We start from the raw sequence: 16,221 nt of genomic DNA on the forward strand, positions 1-16,221 counted from the left end.
TTCGCGCCCTGAAGGGACGAAGATATGCCCGAAACGCATCGGCGCCTGGCGAGCAATCTGCCGCCGCTGTCGCTCCATATTCCCGAACCCCGCTATCGCCCCGGCGACACGCCCGACTTTGGCGATATCGATGTTCCGGCGGTCGAGGCGACCCCGCGTCCGGGCGAAGCGACCAAGCCCGATGCGATGCGCGATATGTGCTACGGCCTTGTCCGCGTGCTCGATTTTGACGGGCATGCGAAGGGCGCGTGGGATCCGAAGCTCAGCGCCGAACGGTTGCGGGCGATGCTGCGTTACATGATGCTCGTCCGCGCCTTCGATGACCGCATGTTCCGCGCCCAGCGCCAGGGCAAGACCAGCTTTTACATGAAATGCACCGGCGAGGAGGCGACCTCGGTCGCCTCGACGATGGCGATCGACCGCGCCGATATGTGCTTTCCCAGCTACCGCCAGCAAGGCATCTTGATCGCGCGCGATTATCCGCTGATCCAGATGATGAACCAGATCTATTCGAACCGCGGCGACCATCTGCTCGGGCGGCAATTGCCGATCATGTATTCGGCGCCCGAGCACGGGTTTTTCAGCGTTTCGGGCAATCTCGCGACGCAATATCCCCAAGCAGTCGGCTGGGCGATGGCATCGGCCTCGAAGGGCGACAGCCGCATCGCGACCGTGTGGTGCGGCGAAGGGTCGTCGGCCGAAGGCGATTTCCATTCGGCGCTAACCTTTGCGACCGTCTATAACGCGCCGGTCATCTTCAACGTCGTCAACAACCAGTGGGCGATTTCCAGCTTTTCGGGTTTTGCCGGGGGTGAGCGGACGACTTTTGCGGCGCGCGCCGTCGGCTATGGCATCGCCGGCCTGCGCGTCGACGGCAATGACCCGCTTGCCGTCTATGCCGCGACGCAATGGGCGGCTGACCGGGCGCGGACGAATAACGGTCCGACGCTGATCGAACATTTCACCTATCGCGCCGAAGGGCACAGCACCTCGGACGACCCGAGTGCCTATCGCGCAGCGCAGGAAGCGAGCGCCTGGCCGTTCGGCGATCCGATCGCGCGCCTGAAGCAGCATCTGATCGCGCTAGGCGAATGGGACGATGCCCAGCATGATGCGCTGCGCGCCGAGCTCGACGATCTGGTAAAGACGACGCAGAAGCAGTCGGAAAAGCTCGGGATTCTGGGTCACGGCATGCACCAGCCTTTCGAAACGATGTTTGAGGATGTCTTCGAGCAAATGCCTTGGCATCTCAAGGAGCAGTGCGATCAAATGCTGGCCGAACAGGAAAAGAAGTTCGGCCCCAATTGGAAGCCCGAATGATGGCCGGCGAAACCCAGACCAAGACGATGAACATGATCGAGGCGATCAACAGCGCCATGGACATCATGCTCGAACGCGATCCTAACACCGTCGTGATGGGTGAGGACGTCGGCTTTTTCGGCGGCGTCTTTCGCGCCACCGCGGGCCTGCAGAAAAAGCACGGCAAGACGCGTGTTTTCGATACCCCCATCAACGAATGCGGCATCATCGGCGTCGCCGTCGGCATGGGCGCTTATGGCCTGCGTCCGGTCCCCGAAATCCAGTTTGCCGACTATATCTACCCCGGGCTCGACCAACTCGTGAGCGAGGCGGCGCGGCTGCGCTATCGTTCAGCGAACGATTTTATCTGCCCGATGACGGTACGCACGCCGTTCGGTGGCGGCATTTTTGGCGGCCAGACGCACAGCCAGTCGCCCGAAAGCATCATGACGCATATCTGCGGCGTGAAGACGGTCATTCCGTCGAACCCCTATGATGCCAAGGGCCTGTTGATCGCAGCGATCGAGGATAACGACCCCGTCGTCTTCCTCGAACCCAAACGTATCTACAATGGCCCGTTCAGCGGCTATTACGACCGCCCGGTCGAACCCTGGTCGAAGCATGATGCGAGCGCGGTCCCCGAAGATTATTATCGCATCGAACTCGGCAAGGCGGCGACGGTACGCGCCGGCGAGGCGGTGACGGTGCTCGCCTATGGCACGATGGTCCACGTCGCCAAGACGGTGATCGAGGAGATGGGCGTCGACGCCGAAATCCTCGACCTGCGGACGCTGCTGCCGCTCGACATCGATGCGATCGAAACCTCGGTAAAGAAGACCGGGCGCTGCCTCATCATCCATGAAGCGACGCGCACCTCAGGCTTTGGCGCCGAACTGGCGGCGCTCGTTCAGGAACGCTGCTTCTATCATCTCGAGGCGCCGGTTGAGCGCGTGACGGGTTTCGACACGCCTTACCCCCACAGCCTCGAATGGGCTTATTTCCCCGGGCCGGTGCGCATCGCGACCGCGCTCGAAAAGATCATGAAGGATTGACCGCCATGGCTCGCTATTCATTTCGCCTGCCCGACATTGGCGAGGGCATCGCCGAGGCCGAGATTGTCGCCTGGCACGTCAAGATCGGCGAGCGCGTCGAGGAGGACGCCCAACTGGCCGACATGATGACCGACAAGGCGACGGTCGAAATGGAATCGCCCGTGTCGGGGGTCGTTGTCGAACTCGCCGGTGACGTCGGCGACATGGTTTCGATCGGCTCGACGCTGGCGGTGATCGAAACCGACGGCGAAGCCGCGGTCGAAGACATGATCGCCGAAGAGGAATTCGAAGAGGACATCGCGGCCGAAACGCCGGGCGTCGAAGAGGCTGCGGTGGCGGAAGCGCCGCCGTCCCTCCAAGCCGCCCGCCCGGAGCCTGTCGAAGCGCCGCCCTTGTCTTCCACCGTTGAAAAGAAGGACAGGGCTTCGACAAGCCCAGCCCGAACGGAACAGGGTAGAGCCATCCTCGCGTCGCCGGCCGTTCGCGCTCGGGCGAAGGATTTGGGCATCGATCTGGGGCAGGTCCATTCCGATGGCGAGCGGATTCGCCATGCCGATCTCGACGCATTCCTCCGCTACAGCGGCGGGCAGGGCTATCACGCCCCGGGCGCCAGCCGCGCCCGCGCCGACGAACCGGTCAAGGTCATCGGCATGCGCCGCAAGATCGCCGAGAATATGGCGGCGTCGAAGCGCGCGATCCCGCACTTCACCTATGTCGAGGAAATGGACGTCACCGCGCTCGAAGCGATGCGCGCCGACCTCAATGCCAATCGCGGCGGTCGGCCTAAGCTGACGATGCTGCCGTTCCTGATCGTCGCGATCTGCCGCACGATTCCCGAATTTCCCATGATCAACGCACGTTACGACGACGAAGCGGGTGTTGTGACGCGGCATGGTGCCGTCCATCTCGGCATGGCGACGCAGACCGACGCCGGACTGATGGTCCCGGTGATCCGCGACGCACAGGACAAGAATGTGTGGCAGCTCGCGAGCGAAATCGGCCGGTTGGCGGAGGCCGCACGCACGGGCAAGGCGAAGGTAGAGGAGCTGACGGGGGGCACGCTGACCGTCACCTCGCTCGGCCCGCTCGGCGGTATCGCAACGACGCCGGTGATCAACCGGCCTGAAGTCGCGATCATCGGCCCGAACAAGATCGTCGAACGCCCGGTTTTTGACGGCGACGACATCCGCCGCGCCAAGCTGATGAACCTGTCGATCAGTTGCGACCACCGCGTAGTCGACGGCTGGGACGCCGCAAGCTATGTGCAGGCGCTCAAGAAGCTGATCGAGACGCCGGTTCTGCTGTTCGCGGACTGAGTCTATGTCGTCATTGCGAGGAGCTTAGCTGCGATCGCAATGACGGCTATCCAAGCTGCGTTACAATCCCAGCCCGGCAAAGCTCGTCTGGTCGAACTTCAGCTTGAAGGTCACATAGGCGCCCGAGCGGGCGAAGCGCGCGTCCTCGAAATCGCGGTCGTGGAAGCCCGCGAAATTATAGCCGAAGGTGACATTCGCATTGGCCATCGGCGCGAGAGCCAGCGTCGGGCCGGCGGCCCAGGTGACGGTATCGCCGCCGGTTCCGACGCGGACGCTGCCCGAGGCGCCGACGTCGACATGCTCACCCAGATTGAAGCGGAAGTCGGCGCCGAACATGTTCGACCAGCCTTTGACGTCATCGGCGCCGAAACGGTCGAAATTATAGCGCGTGCCCCAGAAGAAACTGAGTTCGCCGCGTTCATACCATAGCCGGTCGCCTTCACGACGGTCGCCGCGATCACCGAGCGGCGACCAGTTGACCGACAGACTGTTGATGACGCGGCGGCTGGTTGCGTCGCCGTCGATTGTTAGCGCCGCGCCGCCGATCGGCCCGGCCTGACCCGCGACCGCGTCGCGCACCTTGTCCGAGCGGACTTCGGTCTTGTTGAGCCAGGACAGCCGCGAATCGGCGGGACGATGCGCCCAGCTGAGTTCGAACTGGATCACTTCGGTCGACGGCATGGTGCCGGCGCCGCTGGCCTTCGCATAGGTGAAGAGCGCGCCGAGCGCCCGGCCTTCGCCAAGCTGGCGCAGCCCGCCGAGCGTGAGGCCATAGCGATTGGCAAGCTCGCCATCGCGATATTCGGCGCGACCCGTGATCGTCCAGCGGTCGGCGCGGTAGGTGGCGCCGGTGCTGACCGCCACGAAATCCTCGGTCAGTGTCCCGTTGCCCGCAAGGAAACCACCCGACGCCGCAGGCTTTCCCGCGTTCAGCACATCGCTCGCGCGGATACCGCCCAAGGTGCGGTTGCCATCGACCGACAGATCGACCGACCAGCGCTCGCCGAGCCGCAGCGATTGCGACAGGCCATAGGCCGCAAAGCTGCGCGGGCCATATTCGCTGATGTCCTGCTGGTTGGCGGTCGCGAGCAGGCGTGCCCCGGCCCACGGCGCGAGGTCGAAGCCCAGCCGCGCGGTACGGGCCTTGACACTGCTGCCGTCGGCGATTTCGTAGCTGCCGACCAGATTGACGTCGCGCGTGATCGCAAAGCGCGCGCCGAGCCGCTGGCGGGTCGGGAAATCGACGCTTGCATCCTGTCCGCCCAAGGCAAATTCGCTCTGCGCATCGAGTTCGAGGCGCTTGTCGAACAGCCGCTGCGTCGCACCGAGCTGGACGATGTCCGATTTTTTGGTGCTGCCGTCACTGAGCCGGTCGTCGGCGTGGGTCAGTCCGGCGCGGAGCAGCGTGGTGCCATTGTCATATTCGACCAGCGCGCGCGCCGCCCGGCGGCGGGCATCGGTGTCAAGATAATCTTCCTGCCACGCGCTGCCCGTCACCGAAAGCTGGCGTCCAACGCGCAGCCGTCCGTCGAAGCCGAACTTGCGCGTGCCGTTTTCGCTGCTGCTGATCTGACCGGTGCCGAATCCGCTTTCCTGTTCGCGAACATAGGCCAGGAAGTCGGCGCTGCTGCTGTGATGCTCGGCCTCGATCAGCCACGCCTTCGCGGTTCCGGTGGGGCTGCTGTTGCTGCTGCCCGCCTTGCTGCTTGCGTCGCTGACCGCGATTTCGGCGCGAACCTCGGTATCGGTATCGGGCCGGAAGCGCGCATCGATGCCGCCGAGGTTCGTTTTGCGATCATTATCCTCGTCGTGGATCAGCGTCGCGCCGACGCGCAGCCGGTCGTCGTCGCTGCGATAGCTTACGCGGCCGCCGGCATTGAGCACGCGTTCGCCGACGCCATCGACTTCATATTCGGCGACGATAAACTGCGGATCTAGCGCCGAGGACCGGCTGCGTATCGGCTCGCGAAAGCGCAGCGTGCCAGCGGCGTAATCGATGTCATAGTCGATGTTGCGCGTCAGCGTCTTGCTGTCGACGATGCGTTCGCTGTGCAGCCGGTCGCGCGTTTCGATCGTGATGCGGTCGCTGTTCGGCAGAATGTCCCGCGCAGCGAGCTGATAGGGACCGGTCAGGCCATTGCCCTGAATCTCGTCGCGGCGGAAGCGGTAGGGCGTATCGGCGGCGAAGGCCGTCGCGGCGAGGTTGCGCCCGCGATACTCCGCCTTGGCACCGTTGAGCGCGCGCTGATAGCGGGCGAGCTGCGGCTCCGAAATGCCCGTCTCGAAATCGCCGAACATCGCATAGAATTGCGGCCGTTCGAGCCGCAGATAGAGCTTGCGAACCGACGCGGCATCATAGCGCGTCTCGTTGCGGTCGGCGTAAATAGTGTAATAGGCGCGCGGATCGATCACGCCGCCAAAGCGGGCGTCGTCCTGTTCCTTGTCGCTGTCATAGGCCAGCGTCATCAGCCATTTGCCCTGGATGCGGCCCTTGGCATAGAGCGCGAGTCGGGCGTCGGCGTTGAGGTCGTCGAGCTTCTCCGCGACCGCTTCCATACGGTCGTCCAGCGTATTGTAGCCGAGCGTTCCAGCCGCAAAGCCTACCACCGTCCACGGGCGATTGCCCGGATCGAGCCAGGTTTCGATCGTCTGCTGGCGCTCGACCTTGGTATCGCGAAAGCGGAAATCGATCGTCAGCGTCCCCGATGCGGTCGTCGGTTCGAGCTCGATGAAGGCAAGACCGTCGTCGCCTTCGGTCTTCCAGACCGGCTGCGCGCGTTCGAGCCCGGCAAGCTGGCGCGCCTGCTGCGCTTCGGCCTCGACCGCCGGGTAATAGGGTGCGGGGACGCTGAAATCGCCCGTCAGTCCCGCGCGGATCGGCTTGCCGTCTCGATCGGTCAGACGCACCGCGATCACCGGGCGCGTGACACCGTCCGCCACAAGCACCGATTTGTCGCGCACCAGCGTCGCGCGCATCGGCGTGATCGAATAATGGACATTGCGCTCGATCGTCTGCACTGGCGCGCCGTTCGCATCCTCGACCTTTGCTTCGAGGCGATTCTCACCCTCGGCAATCTCGATCCCGCGCCAGACGCTGACGGCGACGCTCCCGTCGGCCGACTTGCTGACGCCCTCGAAATTGAGCGCATTGACCGGCTTGCCATTGATGCAGAGCGTCACGCGCTGCCCCGGCAGATGCTTGACAGCGGCGCGGATCGACTTGGCGCGCGGATTATGATCGGGTTCGGGAAACAACCAGCCGATGCCGGGTGCCTGGCCGGCAAGCCAGTCGCGATTGGCACCTGCGGCTTCGGGATCGCTGAGGGTTTTGCGGGTTTCGGCAGGATTGGTTGCCGGGGCGGCGCGCGGCGCGCTTATCGCGGCGCGGAAATCGGCGCGCTTCAGCGAACCGCCGCGACCTTCGACGAAGCGCGAGATCGCACTGCCGGCATCGACGGTCGAGCGAGCGCAATCGACCGGCGCGCGATCGAGCGGCAGGGTCGAAGGATCGATCTGGACGACGTGCAGGCCGGGGCGAACGCCTTCGAAATGATAGCGCCCATCCTCGTCGGTGACGGTGTAGCTGCCGTCCTGGAGCATCACGCGGACGCCGCCGATTCCGCGCGCCTTGCCCGGGTCGACGGCGCAGCCGCCGTCGGTGATACGGCCGATGATCGTCATACGGTCGCCAAGCTGGTCGCGTTTGATCGCGATCGTCGCTTCGGCGACATTGCTGACGGTCCCGCGGTTGTCCTGCGCCGTCGCGCGATTGAGCGCGCTGCCCGGCTGCGCCGAAACCGTGACTTCAGCGACATAGGTTAGCAGGACCGACGCCGAGGGTGCGATGGAGGGAAGGGCGACGCTGAAGCTGCGTCCGTCGGCTGCCACGGTCGGGTCGACGCGGGTGCCGTCGATGCGAACCGTATCGGCGCGAAGGCGCATCCCAGCGGGCAACTGGTCGCCGACCGTCACCGCACCGGTCGTCCGCCGCGCATCGCGGTTCGAAACCGTAATGCGATATTGGACGAGATCGCCGGGCACCGCGACCTGCGTCGAAGTCGTCTTGGCGATCACCAACGGCTGGCCGGGCTGATCGACGGGAATATCGACCCGCACCGGGGCAGGGCTGGAAAGCGTGAAGGCGCGGCTGTAGCTCGCGTCGGTGATGGTGAAGGGCTGACCGTCATCGGGACGGCGCAAGCTCGCAAGATCCGTGGGGCTGGAAGCCGACGGCGCGGTGTAAGGCGCGGGCGGTTCGACGAGCAGTCGATAGGTGCCGGGCGCCACGAACGGAAAGCGATAGTCGCCCGCGGGGAAGGTATAGACCGTGCCACCGCTGTCGGTGACATTCTGCCCGGTGACGACCGTGGACGGGTAGGAGGAGGTTCCGTCGTCGCCGAACACCTGCGCTGGCTGGCCGGTTGCTGCGTCGATCAGCGTGACGCGGCTGCCCGCGACGGGCGAACCATCGCCGCTGTCGAAGACGATGCCGAAGGGATCGACCAGAAAGTCGATCGTCGCGATGGCGACGAGGCTCGCATTGGCGCGATCGGTGACGCGGACCTGAATTGGCGCGCCCGGCGTGACCGACAGGCGGCAATCGCCGGCAACCACGGCGGGCGGAACGCCGATCGTGTTGATAATACCGACAAATTCGCCGCTGTTTGGTGCGGTTTCGGTCAGCGTGATCTGTTCATGATCGCCATTCTGCAAGTCGATGCTGACGGGCAGCAGATCGCGCTGCGCCGGATCGGTATTTGCGGAGGCGAGGGTGACGCCGACGACAAGCATTTCGCCCGCGCGGAAGCTGGCGGTGCTCTGCAGCGACGCCGGGTTGGTCGGAAGGCCGGCATAGGGTCCGGCAAGCTGGATGAGTTGGCCCGCGCTCGCCGCACTCAGGCTTTGCGCAGCGATGATCGATCCGCCGCAGGGGGTCGGAACGACCGGCGCCGATTTGTTGCCGCCGCTGTCGACCAGGCGGTAGGTGCTGACGACCGGCTGCTCGGGCGGCCTTGCGACCACCGTCACATCGACGCGATTGGAAAGCACTTGCGTCGCGCCGCCGCTGCCCGTCCACTGCGCCGATGCGGTATTCGAAATCACCTGCGCATGCGCCGCGGGTGCCGCAGGCAGCAAGGCTGCCGCGACCAGGGCGGTCACATAGGAGAGGGTTTTCGAGCCGAAGGTCATTGCCGGTCCTGAAGGGGACGGTGCCGCGCCATGCGCTCCGCCGCCCCCTTCACTGGTCCTGTCAGTTGACGGTCGCGCGGAACAACAGGGTGCGCGTGTCGCCCGCGGCCACCGTCGCAACGGTGCCCGACACGACCGGCGCGGCATAGTTGGTCCCTGCCGCGACGCCGTCGGTGTTGCAGGTGCCTGCCGTAACCGTGCCGTTGACCCGCGCCGAACCGGCGACATAGGTCAACTGCGTCGGGACGCTGTCGTTGATTGCGACCGACGTGGCGCTGGCACCGCCCGCGGCGTTGGCGACGAGGATGCAATATTCTACCGTCGCACCCGGGATCAGCTTCGGATTCGTCGTTCCGTTGAACGGATCGTCGACCACGCGGCTGGTCTTGGTTACAGTGAGTGTCGCGGTCTTGACCGTATAATCGTCGGCGGCGCTATGCGACGCGTCGCGATTGGCGTCATTCACCCCGGCGACGTCCGCAAAGACAGTGTCCTTGGCGGCCGTATTGGCCCCGGCAGTCTGCGTAATCGCGGCGCCCTGCGTGCCCGAAGCCCCACCTTCACGTGCCGTCGCGCGCAGCTGGACGCCCGCAACAGCACTGGTGGAAAGACCGGCCGGGACGTCAGCGACGACGAACAGCCGGATCGGCGTATCGGTTGCAAGCTCGTCGACATAGGTGACGAGCGTATCGGCCGCATCGAAGCTGCCGACCGTACCCGACGATATATTGTCGCGGTAGATGCGGACGTTGCTCACATCGAAGCTGTCGGTGCCGCCATGCGCAGCCGTCCCGCCAGCGATCTGGCTGGCCGTCAGTGCGAAATCGAGCACTTCGTTCGACGTATTCGTCAACTGGAACGTCGTGACGGCATTGCTTTGCCCCGGCACGACTTCGGTCGTGACGCTGCCCACTTCTTCGACAAGCAGATTGATCTTGCGGTCGACGACGAAGCTGTTCGACGCGGTCTGCTGGCCCTGTGCGACGCCGCCGACCTGATAGTCGACGGTGACGTTATTCGTAATAGTGGTGCCCGCGGTCGTGCCGGCCGCATAGGCCGGGCTGGCAGCGATCAACGCGATCGCTGTCATTCCGATGGCGCCCACATAAGTCAGCTTGCTGGTCATAGCTGAACTCCAGGCTTGTTCGGTCCCCTATTGCCCCACCGCCGGTGACCTTTAAGCGGTTATGATCAGGGGGTTATTTTACGACCCCCCTGAAGATGAGCTTGCCGGTCGCTCCCGCCGGGATCGGCTTCTGGAACGCCCAGCGAACGTGCGTGACGTCGGCAGGCTGCGCCGGGCGGCGCGTTCCATCGGCCATCGGCACGGTCAGATCGACGAGTTGTCCCCACATCTTGCCGCCATCGACGGAGACGAGCGGCGGCGTATCGCCGGCGCCCGCAAAACGGACCGCAGAGGGCATCGGATTGGTGATGACGAACTTGTCGGCAGGCTGCGCGCCCGCGTTGCGATAGTTGAGCACGAAGACCAGCCGGTCGCCGGGAACGACGACCTTCGGTTCCTCGAGCAGGACGCGCTGCTTGCCGGCCGCGTCGGTCGTCACCCGCTCGACGAAGACATTATTGTCGAGCGCGACCTGGTTGGCGGCGAACGCCTGTGCCGGTGCGAGGGCGGCGATCAGAAGGAAAAGAGCCTTGCGCATGCGAATCTCCATCAGTCGATCTTGGTCTTGAAGGTAACGGTGCGGGTCTGGCCGCCCGCGACGGTGCCGAGTTGCACGCGGATCCGTGTGCCGTTGTAGTCGCCGGCATCGGCGTCGCTCGCATCGCTCAGCGGCGCACCGCCAAGAGTGATCGAGCCGGTGACATAGGATGTGTCGGCCGGAATATTGTCGGTGATCGCAAGACCGCCGACCGACCCCGTGCCGGCGACCGTCGCGGTGATCGTGTAGGTGATCGTCGCGCCCGGAACGGGCTCGCTGCCGCCGAACGGATCGGCGACGACCGCCGATTTGACGAGCGTGACGGTGGCCGCCGACACCTTGTAGGCGCCATTGTCCTGCCCGTCGGCGCCGGTTGAACCGACGACCGCATCGCCGCCGCCCTGGCCCTGGCCCGCGAAGGTGGTGCCCGGGGCGCCGGAGCCGGTCTTGGCCGCCGCGACCAGCGTCACGATGCCGCGATCATTGTCGGCGACCGTCCCCGGCGTCGTCGCAACGACGAAAATGCGCGCGCTCTGGTCGGGGTTGAGCACCGGATCGTTCGACCCGGCGGTATAGAGCGTGTCGGTGGCGGGATCGAAGATGCCGTCGCCATTGTCGATATAGATGCCGGTGATGGTCGGGTCGTAATTGTCGCCGCCGACATTGGCGATCGTGCTGAGCCCGAAGGCTTCCTGCCCGTTGCCGGTGTTGGTCACGGTGAACGTAAGCAGCTGGTTGGTCCCGCCGGGCGTGGTTGCGACATCCGACGGGTTGTTCGAGGCAACCGTCACGTCGAGCAGTTCGTCGACGCGCAGGTTGACCGTGTTCGAATCGATCGTCTGCGTCCCCGCTCCGTTGTCGAAGCTGGCGCTGGCGGTGTTGCTGATGGTCGATCCGGCTACCGTACCGGCGGCATGCGCCTGCATCGGCAGGGCGAGCGCGCAAAGCAATAGGGCGGAATAAGAGGGTCGAAGAAGCTGATGCTTCGCGCCCCCCACAGGCGCTTTCATCATCGAATTGGCTCCATAATTGCTGGTCCTTGGGAGCCGTCCTCGCGGAAAAAGGGTAATTTCTGGTTAAAATGGTGAAAATACTCGGCCTTTTGTCCTAAATGGGGACAGGGGAATAATGGCGCACCATTGGGCCAATCCCTTCGGGCGCCACTGGCGCCGACGCCAAAGTGCGCCTAAGAGGATCGGGTTCAACGGGAGCGATCGACGCAATGGAGGACAGCGAGCACCCGAAGGTGCCACCCTTGCTCAAAGACGCAGCGCAACGCGTTGAGATCGATGATTTTCGTCGGGACCGGTTGCTCGCGGCGCTGACGCTTATCATTGGTGCGGCCTTCTGCCTGGGGCTGCCCTTCGCGCTGCAGGCCGGCGCCGAATTCTTCCTGCCGCTCACAGCGGCGATCGTCGTTTCCATTGCCCTCGTTCCGCTGCTCGAATGGCTCGAACGGCGCCGCGTTCCGTCGGCGCTGGCGGCCTTTTTGGCGCTCTCGAGCTTTCTGATGCTGGTCAACGCGGCGCTGGCGATCATCGTCGTTCCCGCGACGGGCTGGTTCGCGCGCATCCCCGAATCGATCCCGCGCATCCAGACCAATCTGGCGCCGGTGATCGATTTCTATTCGACCTTGCAGAAATTCGTCGACCGCACGTTGACCTCGGTCGCGAGCGGGTCCGAAGCGACCGCGCAGGCCATGGCCGCCACCGCGCCAACCTCGGTCGTCGACTATTTCATCTCGGCCGCGCCCGCGGCGGCAGTGCAGCTTCTCTTCGCGGTACTCGTGATCTTCTTCTTCCTCGCCGGATGGACGCGGCTGCGGCGCAGCACGATCCGCCGGCGCGGCAGCTTCGATGGCGCGATGCAGACCGCGCGCGTGATCCAGAATGTCGTGGATGCGACTGCCGACTATCTCGCGACGATCACGATGATCAATGCGCTGCTGGGACTGATCGTCTCGCTGTTGCTGTGGGCGCTTGGCATGCCGTCGCCCTTCATGTGGGGCGGCATCGTCTCGCTGTGCAATTTCGTGCCCTATCTCGGGCCGATCGTCGCCGCGATGCTCCTGGGTCTGGGCGGGCTGATGACCTTCGACGCGGTCGGGGTCGCGCTGTTGCCGGCCGTCATCTTCATCGGGGTGCATCTGGTCGAGGCGAATTTGATCACGCCGCTGGTGTTGGGGCGGCGGCTGACCGTCAATCCACTGCTGATTCTCGTCTCGCTCAGCTTTTGGGGATGGGTGTGGGGGACGCCGGGGGCGCTGCTTGCGGTGCCGCTGCTCCTGATCGTGCAGACCGTCCTTGCCTCGACCGGCACGCCTGATCTTGCCGGTTTTCTATTCGAACATGGGACGCTCACCGCGACAGAAGAGATGCGCGAGCGATTAAATCGAAAAGAGTTTGATCGGGACGGTTGACAGGTCGGGACGAGGGCAATATTGGCGCGGCTCCCAAGCGCAAGCGGGTGTAGCTCAGTTGGTTAGAGCGCCGGCCTGTCACGCCGGAGGTCGCGGGTTCGAGCCCCGTCACTCGCGCCACTTGCCCTGAATTTCGGCAGGTGGCGCCTCCTTCAATCCTTGGCTTGGGTCGCTTCCGTCTCTCGCGAATATATCGGATATTCGATCGCACCGGCCTTCTGCCGGGCAAGCTCCACCGGCGCCATATCGAACCCGTCGGGGATGGCGAACTGCTCCGGCGCATCGCAGATTTGCGCAATGCCGAAACGCCGCTGCATGACGTCCTGAAATTCGGTGAGATTGCCGATCGGGGCATCGCAGCGCAGCCGGCCTCGCTGATAATCGGCCGCTGCGCCTGCGATGGCGAGCAGCGTGATTGCGCCGTCCGTATCGCCGGTCTTGTCGCGTAGCCACGCGAGTTCGGGCATCAGCAACCAACGCAGCGGATAGGCGGACGTCTCGCTTGCCAACGGCTCGAGCAAGCGCCGCGCCCCGGCATAATCGCGTCCGGCAACGGCAGCATAAGCGCGGGTGATCACCGCATCGGTCGCGGCGTCGCCAGTCCGCTCGGCGCGCCGGAAATATTCGGCGACAAGGACATAGCGGACGCAATCGGCGCACGCTGTCCTGTCCCAGTCGGGCATGGGGACATCGGCCTGCGGATAAAAGAGAATGTCGGCGATCTTCGCGCTCGGCAATTCGCGCCGGCAATCGGTCGAAATCAGCCAGCTTCGCGCATCGCGCGTCACCTCGATCGTCGACCCGGCATAGTCGAAGGGGCAGGGCGGAACCTCGCTTTTGCTGCGGTGCGCCGTCAGCCCCATCTGTTCGAGTTGCAGACAGGGATCGGCAAGCAGGCGATCGAGTTCCGCCGCCGCCGCCGGAAGCAGGCGGCCGCGCTGGACGCGGCGGCTCTTGTCGGGGGCGGGCTTGACCTGCTCGGTCATGAAACCATAGGCCGCATCGGGCTCTTCGAACAATTCGGGGGGCGGCGGGGGCGGTGGCACGGGCGGCAGCGTCCCATGATCGACGCGCAAGACTTGCCATGCCCCGGCCGCGTCGCGCCACAGGGTGCTGACGGTCGAAAAGCGGATATCCTGCGTGATGCTTGAACCGATCACGCCGCGCAGCATGATCGTTGCGCCGCCGCTACCCGGTTGCGTATCGGGATCGGGCGCCCCGGCCCATTCTTCAAAACCTTGCCCGATAGTCCGGCGTGGCCAGGCCGTCGGGCGTCAAGGCGGCAAGATCATAGCCTTTGGCAGCGGCGGGGCACGCCTTGACGAGCGCCTTCACCTGCTTGCGCAGGCCGTCATCACGCGCCGCCGCCGGGGTGCTCGCCAAAATCAGCGACAGGACAGCCGCCGTTCCCATAGATACCCGCATCGCGCCTGCCTCCCCAATGGTGCGCGCAGGCTATCGAATAATCGGGCGGTGCCAATCCCTATTGTGGGGCGCGCCAGCGCCCGGTTTCCATCCAGCACAGCAGTGGCCGCAGCGGCAGCACCCATACCCAGGCGATCCCCGCGACGAGATAGAAAATCGCCTGCACCAGCACCGGCCAGCCGCCGACCCACGGCGAGAGGCTGACGACGGCCGCCGCCCACGCCGTGATCAGCGCCAAGATCAGAAGGATGCCGGTCGGCTTACGCCAGCTTGGCTGCGGATCGGCGGGGGGCTCGCTCACAATCGGTCTCCGATGATGATATATTCCTGCTCGGTCAGGACCGCATCGAGAAAAATATCGGTTTGTTCAATGGGAACAGTGTCAACTTCCTGCACCGACCAGCCGATTCCGATGCGCGGAACCGCCGGATTTTCAGCAAAGAACCGGTCATAATGCCCGCCTCCCTGGCCGAGACGGCCGCCGTGGCGGTCGAAACCGACGAGCGGGCAGAGGACGATGTCGGGATGCGCGATTTCGGCGCTATCGGGCGGCTGGGGCGATCCCCACGGACCCTTGCGAAGCGCATCGCCATCGTCCGATATCCGAAAGGTCATGGCGGCCGTGCGGTCTGCGTGATGCGGCAGCGCGATGCGCCGGCCATCCAGCAGCAGCAGCGGGCGGATATCGGGTTCGTCGCCCCACGGTGCATAGGCGCCGACGACAGGGCTGGCATCGAGCAGCTTGCGGAGCGTGTCGGGAACGGCGCGAAAGGCAGCGAGCCGCCCCATCGGGTCGAGATTGGCGACGAAATGGCGGCGGCGAAAACGCAATCGTTCGCGCAGCGCCTGTTTCTGCGAAGCGAGGTCGGGCGTCATGCGGGCCGGGCCTCCTTCAAAGCCTGTCGGGTTGGCGGGACCACCATGGGTCGGTTTCCGGAAGATCCTCTGACGCCAGTAACGTCAGGTGGGGGCCATGTACGTCGGACCAGGGTCCGGGCAGGGACAGCTCCCTTGGATGATGTATCGCCTCAGGGATTTTCGCAACGGCTCGTGCCGGGCAGTACCCGCCGATGCCTATTTAGGGACGCGGGGCCCCATCCTCAAGCGCTTTGCTCAACCTTTGCGGCGAGCGCTTCGATCCGGTCGGCGATCTGGAGCAGTGCGCGGTCGTGCGTTGTGCGCGGCGCGGCTGCTACAGCGGGCGGCGGCGCGGCCTTAAGTGCCTCGATTTCCCTGCGGGCCGCAGCGAGTTCGTCACGCGCCTGCGTTTCGCGGCTTTCCGCTAGCGCAACCGCGGCGCGCAGCGAATCGGATTGGGGCTCGGACCTGTCGACCTTGGCCTTTGCTTCCTGCGCCTCGTCGGCGAGCATGAGCGCCGCGAAGAGAAGCTGGCGTACCTCGGTGCTGCCGGGGATGGCGCGGACCTTTTCGTCGATCAGCCCGGCGAGCTTCTGAAGCTGCGGCTCCTCGCCGTCGGCGCAGGTCAGGTCATAGGTGCGCCCGGCGATGTTCAGTCGGACATCAGCCACGATTCGCCTCCGCAATCAGTCGGTCCAGTTCGCCGATAACAGCGTTAACTTCGGCCTTCAGGGCCGATTGATCGCTTGTCGGTTGATCGGATGCGCCGCGTTCTGCGCGCTCGGCCAGGCTCTTTTCGATGCGGCTCAGCGCGCGCTCGATGCGGCCGATGGCGAGGCTGGATTCGTCGAGATCGAGTTCCATGCCACAGGGGTAGCAGCGCCGGGGGAGGGGTGCAATCGCCTGTCGGCGCCGAAATGCGCGCGAATTCTTGCCGCGGGCGGTTGACTCTCGGCGGCGCCGCCGCAAAGGGCAGTCGCGCACGCCAGCCCAGACAT

The 16,221-nt window shown here is 64.9% G+C and carries 14 protein-coding genes and 1 tRNA gene; 5 read left to right on the plus strand and 10 right to left on the minus strand.

The genetic code is table 11. From position 1 onward, the window contains the following. The first annotated feature begins 24 nt into the window (after nt 1-24). The 3 genes from MU856_RS06170 to MU856_RS06180 are packed head-to-tail and all read left to right on the plus strand — an operon-like array spanning nt 25 to nt 3,667. Nucleotides 25-1,320: a 3-methyl-2-oxobutanoate dehydrogenase (2-methylpropanoyl-transferring) subunit alpha gene (locus MU856_RS06170; RefSeq protein WP_263588596.1), complete on the plus strand. Its 1,296-nt coding sequence runs from the start codon at nt 25-27 to the stop codon at nt 1,318-1,320. Between the two features lie 26 nt (nt 1,321-1,346). Then, nucleotides 1,347-2,351, plus strand: coding sequence for an alpha-ketoacid dehydrogenase subunit beta (locus tag MU856_RS06175; RefSeq protein ID WP_003051495.1), 1,005 nt, complete (start codon nt 1,347-1,349; stop codon nt 2,349-2,351). 5 nt (nt 2,352-2,356) lie between these two features. After that, a complete protein-coding gene (locus MU856_RS06180) occupies nt 2,357-3,667 on the plus strand; it encodes a dihydrolipoamide acetyltransferase family protein (RefSeq protein WP_263588597.1) in 1,311 nt (436 codons plus the stop codon). 60 nt (nt 3,668-3,727) lie between these two features. Here MU856_RS06180 and MU856_RS06185 read toward each other — a convergent pair whose 3' ends face one another. The 4 genes from MU856_RS06185 to MU856_RS06200 form a co-directional block, all read right to left on the minus strand. Further along, nucleotides 3,728-8,857: a hypothetical protein gene (locus MU856_RS06185; protein WP_263588598.1), complete on the minus strand. Its 5,130-nt coding sequence runs from the start codon at nt 8,855-8,857 to the stop codon at nt 3,728-3,730. 61 nt (nt 8,858-8,918) lie between these two features. After that, the gene (locus MU856_RS06190; protein ID WP_263588599.1) at nt 8,919-9,983 is read right to left on the minus strand and encodes a hypothetical protein; all 1,065 of its coding nucleotides are present in this window, start codon (nt 9,981-9,983) and stop codon (nt 8,919-8,921) included. Between the two features lie 73 nt (nt 9,984-10,056). After that, on the minus strand, nt 10,057-10,521 hold the full coding sequence (locus MU856_RS06195; RefSeq protein ID WP_263588600.1) for a hypothetical protein: 465 nt from the start codon (nt 10,519-10,521) through the stop codon (nt 10,057-10,059). A gap of 11 nt (nt 10,522-10,532) precedes the next feature. After that, nucleotides 10,533-11,534: a hypothetical protein gene (locus MU856_RS06200; protein WP_263588601.1), complete on the minus strand. Its 1,002-nt coding sequence runs from the start codon at nt 11,532-11,534 to the stop codon at nt 10,533-10,535. A gap of 209 nt (nt 11,535-11,743) precedes the next feature. On the opposite strand from MU856_RS06200, the gene MU856_RS06205 reads away from it, so the two are divergent. Both MU856_RS06205 and MU856_RS06210 read left to right on the plus strand, forming a co-directional pair. Next, entirely contained in the window at nt 11,744-12,940 is a 1,197-nt protein-coding gene (locus MU856_RS06205) for an AI-2E family transporter (RefSeq protein ID WP_058811659.1), read from the plus strand. 43 nt (nt 12,941-12,983) lie between these two features. Then, a tRNA-Asp gene (locus MU856_RS06210) sits at nt 12,984-13,060 on the plus strand. A gap of 32 nt (nt 13,061-13,092) precedes the next feature. On the opposite strand, the gene MU856_RS06215 is transcribed toward MU856_RS06210, so the two are convergent. The 6 genes from MU856_RS06215 to MU856_RS06240 form a co-directional block, all read right to left on the minus strand. Beyond that, nucleotides 13,093-14,112 carry a hypothetical protein gene (locus MU856_RS06215; RefSeq protein WP_062902400.1) on the minus strand — a complete coding sequence of 340 codons (1,020 nt, stop codon included), beginning with the start codon at nt 14,110-14,112 and terminating at the stop codon, nt 13,093-13,095. 58 nt (nt 14,113-14,170) lie between these two features. Next, a complete protein-coding gene (locus MU856_RS06220) occupies nt 14,171-14,365 on the minus strand; it encodes a hypothetical protein (protein ID WP_202988280.1) in 195 nt (64 codons plus the stop codon). A 58-nt stretch (nt 14,366-14,423) separates the two neighbouring features. Then, complete coding sequence (locus MU856_RS06225; protein ID WP_003051523.1) at nt 14,424-14,666, minus strand: DUF2842 domain-containing protein; 243 nt, start codon at nt 14,664-14,666, stop codon at nt 14,424-14,426. After that, a complete protein-coding gene (locus tag MU856_RS06230) occupies nt 14,663-15,241 on the minus strand; it encodes a 5-formyltetrahydrofolate cyclo-ligase (protein WP_263588602.1) in 579 nt (192 codons plus the stop codon). The genes MU856_RS06225 and MU856_RS06230 overlap by 4 nt, the downstream gene beginning before the upstream one ends. A 224-nt stretch (nt 15,242-15,465) precedes the next feature. After that, nucleotides 15,466-15,894: a cell division protein ZapA gene (locus MU856_RS06235; protein WP_003051532.1), complete on the minus strand. Its 429-nt coding sequence runs from the start codon at nt 15,892-15,894 to the stop codon at nt 15,466-15,468. Further along, on the minus strand, nt 15,887-16,087 hold the full coding sequence (locus tag MU856_RS06240) for a hypothetical protein (protein ID WP_003051535.1): 201 nt from the start codon (nt 16,085-16,087) through the stop codon (nt 15,887-15,889). The genes MU856_RS06235 and MU856_RS06240 overlap by 8 nt, the downstream gene beginning before the upstream one ends. Nucleotides 16,088-16,221 lie beyond the last annotated feature (134 nt).

This window comes from Sphingopyxis sp. GC21, from assembly GCF_025727575.1.
GTDB classification, from domain to species: domain Bacteria; phylum Pseudomonadota; class Alphaproteobacteria; order Sphingomonadales; family Sphingomonadaceae; genus Sphingopyxis; species Sphingopyxis terrae_A.